The sequence below is a fragment of the Sphingorhabdus sp. genome (assembly GCF_044374345.1).
Lineage (GTDB): Bacteria > Pseudomonadota > Alphaproteobacteria > Sphingomonadales > Sphingomonadaceae > Sphingorhabdus_B.
This window is the reverse complement of record NZ_JBILOS010000080.1, coordinates 1-9253: the sequence shown is the minus strand read 5'-3', so window position 1 is coordinate 9253 and position 9253 is coordinate 1. Positions and strand designations below refer to the sequence as shown.

Genomic DNA, 9253 nt, shown 5'->3' with positions numbered 1-9253 from the left:
TATCCGTGCGTTACGCTTATGCAGTTACCACCGCGCTTTTAATGACAGGTGCCGCCGTAGCTTTGGTCAACGACAATCCCGTGACCGCGCAAACCGGCCTTGCTGTTTCGGAACAAGTTAATCTCGCCCCCGGCGGCGCACCGTCGAGCTTTGCAGACTTGGCCGCACAGTTGCAGCCAGCAGTGGTCAACATCGCCACGCGTAAAAAGGTACAAGTCGCCACCAGCTTTAACCCGCTAACCGGCGAACGCCGTCCCGTAACGCAGGACCAAGCAAGCGGCGGCTCAGGCTTTTTGATCTCGAGCGATGGCTATATCGTGACCAACAACCATGTTGTCGCAGGTGGTCCATCGGGCGATGCGGTTGACCGCGTGACCGTCACCTTGTTTGATGGCAAGGAATATGATGCCGAAATCGTCGGCCGTGATCCACAATCAGACATCGCACTGCTCAAAATCCGTGCGACCGATTTGCCGTTCGTCAAAATGGCCGATTCCAGGAAAAGCCGTGTGGGTGACTGGGTCATTGCAATTGGTAACCCGCTTGGCCTTGGCAACACCGTGACCGCGGGCATTATCTCCGCGCTTCAGCGTAACATCGGTGCAGGTGGCGCATATGACCGCTTCATTCAAACCGACACCGCCATCAATCCCGGTAACTCGGGTGGTCCCTTGTTCAACCTCAGGGGCGAAGTCGTTGGCATCAACAATCGTCTGATTTCACCAGTCGGCGCGAATATCGGTGTGGGATTTGCCATTCCTGCAGAAGAAGCCATTCCTGTGATTGAGTCCCTGAAAAAGGGCGTTCGTCCGGAACGTGGCTATTTGGGTATCAGCATCCGGCCCGTGGATGAGGTCACCGTCGACGCGCTTGGTCTGGAAAAGAACCGCGGCGAATTTGTCGCCCGCGTTGTTGCCGGTGAAGCTGCTGATAAGGCTGGCCTGAAAGAAGGCGACATCGTTCTGCGCGTCAATGACCGCGAGGTTTCGCCTGAAACCACGCTGTCTTTCATCGTCGCCAACGTAAAACCTGGCACGCGCATTCCGCTGGATATCTTGCGTGAAGGCAAGCCAATGAAGCTGACCGCAACCGTGGGCGCACGTCCTCCAGAAGAGAAGTTGGCGCAAAGTTTCAACCCTGAAGAAAACAAGGATTTCGACAAGCAAACCGACACGCCCGATTCAAAGGTTGTGCGTGATGCTTTGGGCATCAGCGTTATTCCGCTTGATGCCGAAATTGCCCGCGCGCTTGGCCTGACCACTGATACAAAGGGAGTGGTTATTGACGTTCCGGGCACCGGCACGGGTGCGCAGGTTGGTCTGCGTCGTGGTGATGTCATCGTATCGGCAAACTACAAGCCAGTTACGACAGCAGCCGGTCTCGTGGCCGCTCTCAAGGAAGTGCAGGCGGCTGGCCGCGGCGCGATCCTACTGGGCGTAAAACGCCGCGGTGCGCCGACGCAATATGTTGCCGTACGTCTGGAAAAATAAGGCAGTTGTCGGGCGCGCCAGGGTGGTGCTAGTTAAGCTATGGACTTAATCAGCACTGACTGGCGCGACGACGCCGAAGACATCCTTCCCGACCTGATCGCGCTGCGCCGCGCAATTCATGCCGAGCCTGAGCTTGGCCTGCAAAACCCCAAGACATTGGCCAAAATAAAGGCCGCGCTTGCTGGCCTGCCGCTGGAGCTGCGTGAAGGGCCATCGACCACAGGGCTCATAGCGACACTGAAAGGCCCGGCCAATGGCCGTACGGTGCTTCTACGTGGCGATATGGACGCATTACCGCTCCATGAAGATACGGGCCTTGAATATAGCTCGCTGACCGAAGGCGCGATGCACGCTTGCGGGCATGATACCCATGTCGCGATGCTTGTGGGCGCGGCCAAGATGCTATGCGCCAAGCGCGACCAGCTGGCCGGCACGGTGCAATTCATGTTCCAGCCCGGCGAAGAAGGCCATCATGGCGCACGCTTCATGCTCGACGACGGCTTGATTGATCCGCTGCCCGATGCGGCCTTTGCCTTGCACATCATGCCCAACGCCCCGCGCGGTGTGTTTAGCGGCCGAAGCGGACCGTTGCTGGCGTCGTCTGACGTCCTGAATATTACCGTCAAGGGCGCGGGCGGCCACGCATCGATGCCACACGACGCCGTTGATCCCATTCCTGTTGCCTGCGAAATCGTATCGGCCATCCAGACGATGGTCACGCGCAAGATTTCCGTATTTAACCCAGCGGTCATCACCATTGCCAAAATCGCAGCAGGCACGACCAACAACATCATTCCGGAAACCGCGCATCTTTTGGGCACTATCCGCACATTGTCGCCGCAGTCACGCGCGCGCGTGGCGGAGGAGCTGCATCGCCTCGTCCCCGGCATCGCCGCTGCCCATGGTTGCAGCGCGGAGGTCCACATCGAACAAGGCTTCCCGGTTACCGTCTGCGATGACCGTGCGGTTCAATTCGGCAAAAAAGTGGTTGAGGATATGTTTGGCGTAGAAAGCTGGCTCACGCTCGACACACCGATCATGGGCGCCGAAGATTTTGCATATGTCCTTGAAAAAGTGCCCGGCGCAATGTTCTTCTTGGGCGCGTCACATGAGGGTGACGACTGGCGATCCTGCTGCGGTCTGCACTCCAACCGCATGGTCCTAGACGACAGCGTCATGGCCCGCGGAGCCGCCCTCCACGCCGCAATAGCCGAGCGATATTTGTCCGAAGGCTTTGCGTAACTCTCTCATCACGCAAAGCCGCGACAGCTATTTCCCCGCCGCCTTCTCGACCCCGCGCATGACGCGTAGGGCGTTGCCTTGGGCGATTTTGGCGAGATCGCTCTTCGAATAGCCACGACGTACCAATTCTGCGAACAAAGCGGGATAGGTCGATACGTTTTCGAGGCCCACGGGCAGTTCATCGACACCGCCAAAGTCGCCACCAATGCCGATATGGTCAATGCCTGCAACTTTGCGGATATGGTCGATATGGTCAGCGACTTGCGCCAATGTTGCTTTGGGCTGTGGGTTTGCGGCAATCCATGCGTCAACGACGGCTTTCTCGCCGACAGGGTTGCCGGAAAACTCGGTTTTCGCACGCCCTGCCACCGCCGACCGTTCAAATTCCCATTGGCGGCGCTCGGGCGAGGTAAAGCCCGGGACAAATGTAACCATCACCACGCCGCCATTTTGCGGCAAACGCTTCAACACGGAGTCCGGCACGTTACGCGGATGCGGTGTGATGGCGCGGGCATTGCTGTGCGTGAACAGCACGGGCGCGGTGGTTTTATCCAACACGTCATGCATCGTTGCCTCTGACACATGGCTGATGTCCGCAATCATCCCCAGCCGGTTCATTTCCGCCAGCACGTCAAAACCAAATGGCGACAGACCATCATGCTTTGGCGCATCGGTCGCGCTGTCGGCCCAATCGGTCGTCAGGCTGTGCGTGATGGTCATATAGCGTGCGCCAAGCGCATAAGTTTGCCGCAGGATCTCAAGCGAGTCGCCGATGGAATGTCCGCCCTCCATGCCAATCATCGACGCGATCTTGCCTGCCTTCATCGCGCGCTCCACCTCAGCGGCGGTCGATGCGTAGGCAAAGCTCTCTGGATAACGCGCTATCATCTGCCGCACGACGTCAATCTGCGCGATGGTGCGTGTTACCGCCTCATGCTTTGGCAGCGCGGCATCAACATATACCGACCAAAATTGTCCGCCGAGGAAACCGGCGCGCGCATTGCGGATATCGGTGTGCGTTTTGGCAAGAACATCGGCCGGTAGTGCCGCGAGGTTGAATTTCGAGAAATCCCGCTCGAACAGTTCCGCAATCTGGTGCGGCGTATCATTATGTCCGTCGATGATAGGGGACTTTGCCAGTACCTCCCGCGCGGTTTCTTCAGGGGTTGCGGCATATGCCGGCGAGAGCGCAACCAAGGCAAAAAGCGGGAGTAGTTTTTTCATGGAACCAACACGGTATCAACCGCCTCCTTTAGCGTTTCGGGATAATCGAGCGTGAAATGCAGCCCCCGGCTTTCATGCCGTGACAAAGCGGACTGAATGATAAGCGCCGCGACCTCAACCAGGTTGCGCAGTTCAATCAGGTCAGGCGTCACGCGGAAATGGCTATAATAATCGGCAACTTCGCTGCGCAGCAAATCGATACGGTGCTGTGCGCGCTCCAGCCGCTTGGTCGTGCGAACGATACCTACAAAGTTCCACATGAATTGGCGGATTTCGCGCCAGCATTGCGCAATCACAACTTCTTCGTCGCTGTCCGTCACACGGCTTTCGTCCCACGCGCGGATGGGCGGTGGTGGCGGCAGGCTATCCCAATGGGCATCGATATGGCGCGCACAGGCGTCACCAAAGACGAAGCATTCCAGCAGCGAATTCGACGCAAGACGGTTTGCACCATGAAGTCCGCTTTGCGTCACTTCGCCAGCCGCATACAGCCCCGGCGCATCGGTTCGGCCATCAAGGTCAACCAGAACACCGCCGCAAGTATAATGCTGGGCTGGCACCACGGGAATGGGCTCGCGCGTGATGTCGATGCCAAGCCCCATCAGCTTTTCATAAATGTTCGGAAAATGCCCCTTCACAAAATCTGCAGGCTTGTGGCTGATATCCAAATGGACATATTCCAGCCCGTCACGCTTAATCTCCGCATCATTGGCGCGGGCCACGATATCGCGCGGGGCCAACTCTGCGCGTTCATCATAATCGGGCATGTAACGATGCCCGGTTTTGGGATTTTTCAATATGCCGCCCTCGCCGCGCACCGCCTCAGTAATCAGGAAGTTTTTGACCTCAAGATTGTATAGGCAGGTCGGGTGGAATTGCATGAATTCCATATTCGATACGCGGCAGCCAGCGCGCCACGCCATCGCAATGCCATCGCCCGTCGCCCCGCGTGGTGCGGTGGAGTAGAGATAAGTGCGTCCGGCGCCGCCGCTAGCCAAGATCGTAGCGCGCGCGGTAAACGCTTCCACCTGCCCTGTCTTGCGGTTGAGCGCATAGACACCATGGACGCGGCCTGAGGTTGAAAACCGTTCCTGATGGCGGCCCGATATCAAATCAACGGCGACCATATCGGGCACCAGCACGATATTGGGATGCGCCCTCGCGGCGGCCTCCAATGCCTGCTGCACTGCCCATCCGGTGGCGTCATCGACATGGACGATGCGGCGATGGCTGTGGCCGCCCTCACGCGTCAGGTGCCAGTCATTGCCCTCAAGATTAAACGGCACGCCCAGCTTCGCCAGCCGCTCAATGGCGACAGGCGCATTTTCGACAACAAATTCGACGGTCGCACGGTTGTTCAGCCCGGCACCCGCGACCATTGTATCTTCGATATGGCTTTCGAAATTATCGCCGGGCTCCAGCACGGCGGCGATGCCCCCTTGGGCCCAGGCTGTCGCGCCATCGGATATCGCGCCCTTTGCCAAGACGGCGACTTTTCGGCTTGTTGCCAGCTGCAGCGCAGCGGTTAATCCCGCCGCACCTGATCCGATGATGAGGACGTCGACGTCCATTTATGCACTGCTTGTCAGACGCAGGAAGACGTCTTCAAGGTCAGCTTCCTTGGTTGTCACGTCCAATATCCCAAGGCCCAGTCCCTGAATGGTCGTCAACACTTCGCCCGCGTTCATCCGGTCTTTGTTATAGGTAATCTCGATTGTGCGCTCATTCACCAATTCGGATTTTTCAAATGCCTCATGGGTCGGCGCGGCGGTGACATCCCGATCCAGCGTCAGAACAACGGCCTTTTCCCGGGCCATGCCGACCAGATCGCGCGTTGGCTTGTTGGCGATCAGCTGCCCATGGTTGATGATGGCGATGCGGTCACATAATTGTTCGGCTTCTTCAAGATAATGGGTTGTTAGGACGACGGTCACGCCCTGCTTGTTCAGTTCAAGCACATAATCCCACAATTGTTGGCGCAGCTCGATATCGACACCAGCCGTGGGCTCATCGAGCACGATAACAGGCGGTGCATGAACCATGGCTTTGGCCACCAGCAACCGTCTTTTCATGCCGCCCGACAATGTGCGGGCATAGGCATCCGCCTTGTCCTCCAACCGGACCGCCTTGAGCAGCTCCATCGTCCGCCGCTTGGACTTGGGCACGCCATATAGGCCCGCCTGCAGTTCAAGCGCTTCTTTGGGTGTAAAGAAGGGATCGAACATGATTTCCTGCGGGACAATACCGATTGATGCCTTGGCATTGCGTGGGTTTTCATCGATATCAAAACCCCAAATCGATGCGGAGCCGGAGCTTTTCATCACCATACCGGCCAATATGTTGATCAATGTGGATTTGCCCGCACCATTCGGCCCCAGAAGCCCGAAAATAGATCCCTGAGCGACGTCAAAACTGACATCACTCAGCGCCTGTTTACCGCTGGCATATTTTTTGGAGAGATTCTTGATCGAGATAGCTTGTTCAGACATGAGCATGCGATAGCGAACCCAGCCCTGCTAAGCAATCACGGGAAATGACAGATTGCGGGCGTAGCATGAAATGCACGCAATGCATTGATGCGGCTATTTGCGCAGTGCCACGCTTGAGGTTGGCGCAAACCAAGCACCCGGCGTGTATTCAGGAAACTGGTCGATCACGCTCAATTACTTCTGACCCGTTGCAGCCCCGCAGCGGTTTTGCTACGCGCCGCGCATGAACAACACTCCTGAAACGATCCGAGTCCGTGAACCGCGCGTTGCTTGCGACGGCAGCGGCGATATCCCTGCCGCACTGGGGCATCCCCGCGTCTGGCTTCAGATTGATGAAAAAGGCTATGTCGATTGCGGCTATTGCGACCGTCATTTTGTGTTGGTCGGCGGCCCTGCGGATAACGGCAAAGACTAAAACCCCCCGTTAAACCCATATGTCTTGCGCTGGCGCTGGCACCATATGCACCGGCCGGGCCGAAAAAACCGCCTTATGTGGCGGCGGAAAGATCCTGAAGCCGCAGACGGTCTTGAATGGCCACCGTCCGGCGGTCTGGTAAGTTGATGACACCGTCGGCTTTCAACAGCGATAATTGCCGGCTGACCGTTTCAATGGTTAAGCCAAGAACATCGCCCATCTGTTGGCGATCGAGGGGCAATTCAAAGCTATCCAAGGCGCTTTTGTCCGCCGAACAGCCAGTTTCACCAAGGCGCGCAGACATTTCCAGCAGCAAGGTCGCAATGCGTTCCGTCGCGGTCTTCTTCCCCAACAGCAACATCCATTCATGGGCACGATCAAGTTCAGTCAACGTCCGCCGCAGCAGCTTATGCTCCAGTTCCGGATGCTGCCGCGCGAAGCTGTCAAAAGTGGAACGGGGGAAAATGCATAATTCTGCGTCTGTAAGCGCCGTGACGCTGTAGGGGTTTTGCTGACCAAAGGGGCGGCCGATAAAGTCAGAGGCGAAGACAAGGCCGACAATTTGTTCGCGTCCATCCGAAATGCTCATGGACACTTTAAGGACGCCTTCGATGACATTGGCGACGACAACCGAATCATCGCCTTCCCAAACAACCGTCTGTCCCCTTGTCACGCGCTGCTTGCGGCCAAGCTGCCCCAACGCATCAAGTTCATCGGGTTCGAGGCCGGCGCAAATTGCACGGTTCCGTACAACGCATTGGGAGCAGTCCTTCATAACCCAAGCTTAGCCCTCGCCAGAGCGACGGGCAAGCTCATGATACCGTCTGGCCTATCGCATGTGTGGGGGGATGGTAGCGAAGGAGGGACTTGAACCCCCGACCTATGGATTATGATTCCACCGCTCTAACCAGCTGAGCTACTTCGCCATCCAAGCGTGAATCCCAGCGTTTGCGGGGAAGCACGCGGCGCTATAAGCGTGGGGGTTGCATGGGTCAAGGGCTGCGAAAGGTTATTCAGCCCCGAAATGCCCATCTGCCAATCTGTTCCCACGGGCCGCCGCGATAATGATAAGCAGCGAGGCCGTAAATCGACAAAGATCGAGGCTGAAAATTGCTGGAAAGCGTTTCATACAGCGCTTTTGCAATAGCGGGTTCGACCTTGTTCTGGACGGTGATGTGCAGCCGCGGACGCGCTTGATCCTGCGGAATGAGTAGTCCGCGAAACCCTTCGGCCAATGCATCGCGAATCGAGAGAAGTTCGGGGCTTTCAACGCGATAAGCAACGCCGCCGCCCATCTGCATAAGGTCGCTTAAACGGGCCTTCGGAGTAGCGCATTCAGCCGCAAGAGCCGCCAAGCGGGCTTTGACCTCGGCAATATGGCTTGGAGGCAAATGGTGGAACAGCGTAATATGCGCATCGACCATGTTGCGGTCGGCAGGATAATGTGTGCGCCGCAAGCCATTGGCCCACGCCTGATCCGCTTTGCCCATTTCGGCGGTGATGATGATGGGTGCGGTCATTGGTTGGCTTTAACCGTACGGGCACTTTACCGCTACCACGCAGTTGTCATCCCCAACTTGATTGGGGATCCATGGCCTAACTTGTCGGTTCAAGAGGAGCGAATAAACCATGGATTCCCGCATACGCGGGAATGACACTGGATAGGCATTGCAAAGCCAGACACAAAAAAGCCGCCCAGTCTTGCGACGGGGCGGCTTTTTGTTTTTTAGGTGCGAAAGCTTAGGCTTCGTCAGCCTCGGCCGACAAACCACCGGCAGCTTCAGCCGCAGCCTTGGCAGCAGCTTGCTCTTCGCGGCGCTTTGCGTTTGCAGCGGCTTCAGCTGCATCCGCAGCATCGGCAGCAACTTCGGCCTCAACCTGTGCTTCAATGGCTTCTGCAGCGATCTCGGCCTGTTCAGCTTCGAACATCTGCTCAAGAACGTTGACGCCGTCCTTCTGCAGCTCGGCTTCGTCGTCCGAACGGGCCACATTGACCTGAACCGTAACCGAAACTTCGGGGTGCAGAACAACCTTCACGTCAAATACGCCAAGCGTTTTGATCGGGCGTTCGAGAACGATCATCGACTTGGTAACCTTGGCGTCCTGGGCAGCCAGACCGTCAACGATGTCCTTAACCGAAACCGAACCATAAAGCTGGCCAGTTTGCGAAGCCGCACGGATCAGAACGATCTGCTTGCCTTCGACGCCGCCAGAAGCCTTTTGCGCTTCTTCACGACGGGTTGCGTTGTCGCTTTCAATTTTCGCGCGGTTGGCTTCGAAAACCTTGCGGTTTGCGTCGTTCGCACGGAGCGCTTTTTTGTTTGGCAACAGGAAGTTACGGGCATAGCCGTCCTTCACAGTGACAACGTCACCGATTGCACCAAGCTTTTCAA

At 57.2% G+C, this 9253-nt stretch carries 10 protein-coding genes and 1 tRNA gene; 4 read left to right on the top strand and 7 right to left on the bottom strand.

Annotation, left to right across the window (positions count from 1 at the left end):
- Both ACIQ5B_RS08610 and ACIQ5B_RS08605 read left to right on the top strand, forming a co-directional pair.
- Positions 1 to 1490, top strand: a 1490-nt coding sequence (locus tag ACIQ5B_RS08610) for a trypsin-like peptidase domain-containing protein (RefSeq protein ID WP_397598647.1), incomplete at its 5' end; no start/stop codon positions are given.
- A 39-nt stretch (positions 1491 to 1529) separates the two neighbouring features.
- Entirely contained in the window at positions 1530 to 2732 is a 1203-nt protein-coding gene (locus ACIQ5B_RS08605) for a M20 family metallopeptidase (protein WP_397598646.1), read from the top strand.
- A gap of 27 nt (positions 2733 to 2759) precedes the next feature.
- On the opposite strand, the gene ACIQ5B_RS08600 is transcribed toward ACIQ5B_RS08605, so the two are convergent.
- From ACIQ5B_RS08600 to ACIQ5B_RS08590, 3 genes are read right to left on the bottom strand one after another with little or no spacing between them, the layout of a single operon-like run.
- Positions 2760 to 3956: a dipeptidase gene (locus tag ACIQ5B_RS08600; RefSeq protein WP_397598645.1), complete on the bottom strand. Its 1197-nt coding sequence runs from the start codon at positions 3954 to 3956 to the stop codon at positions 2760 to 2762.
- A complete protein-coding gene (nadB, locus tag ACIQ5B_RS08595; protein ID WP_183939642.1) occupies positions 3953 to 5527 on the bottom strand; it encodes an L-aspartate oxidase in 1575 nt (524 codons plus the stop codon). The genes ACIQ5B_RS08600 and nadB overlap by 4 nt, the downstream gene beginning before the upstream one ends.
- A complete protein-coding gene (locus ACIQ5B_RS08590) occupies positions 5528 to 6445 on the bottom strand; it encodes an ABC transporter ATP-binding protein (RefSeq protein ID WP_397598644.1) in 918 nt (305 codons plus the stop codon).
- Between the two features lie 97 nt (positions 6446 to 6542).
- Here ACIQ5B_RS08590 and ACIQ5B_RS08585 point away from each other — a divergent pair, with 97 nt between their 5' ends.
- Together ACIQ5B_RS08585 and ACIQ5B_RS08580 are read left to right on the top strand one after the other, a co-directional pair.
- Positions 6543 to 6629, top strand: a complete 87-nt coding sequence (locus ACIQ5B_RS08585) for a DUF4402 domain-containing protein (RefSeq protein WP_397598648.1) — start codon at positions 6543 to 6545, stop codon at positions 6627 to 6629.
- A 39-nt stretch (positions 6630 to 6668) separates the two neighbouring features.
- Complete coding sequence (locus ACIQ5B_RS08580; RefSeq protein ID WP_397598643.1) at positions 6669 to 6860, top strand: zinc-finger domain-containing protein; 192 nt, start codon at positions 6669 to 6671, stop codon at positions 6858 to 6860.
- 73 nt (positions 6861 to 6933) lie between these two features.
- Here ACIQ5B_RS08580 and ACIQ5B_RS08575 read toward each other — a convergent pair whose 3' ends face one another.
- The 4 genes from ACIQ5B_RS08575 to rplI all read right to left on the bottom strand — a co-directional run.
- Positions 6934 to 7635, bottom strand: coding sequence for a Crp/Fnr family transcriptional regulator (locus ACIQ5B_RS08575; protein WP_397598642.1), 702 nt, complete (start codon positions 7633 to 7635; stop codon positions 6934 to 6936).
- Positions 7636 to 7709: 74 nt separating this feature from the next.
- A tRNA-Met gene (locus tag ACIQ5B_RS08570) sits at positions 7710 to 7786 on the bottom strand.
- A gap of 87 nt (positions 7787 to 7873) precedes the next feature.
- Complete coding sequence (locus ACIQ5B_RS08565) at positions 7874 to 8380, bottom strand: 2'-5' RNA ligase family protein (RefSeq protein ID WP_397598641.1); 507 nt, start codon at positions 8378 to 8380, stop codon at positions 7874 to 7876.
- 220 nt (positions 8381 to 8600) lie between these two features.
- Positions 8601 to 9253: 50S ribosomal protein L9 (gene rplI, locus ACIQ5B_RS08560; RefSeq protein ID WP_397598640.1), on the bottom strand; the 653-nt coding region annotated here is incomplete at its 5' end.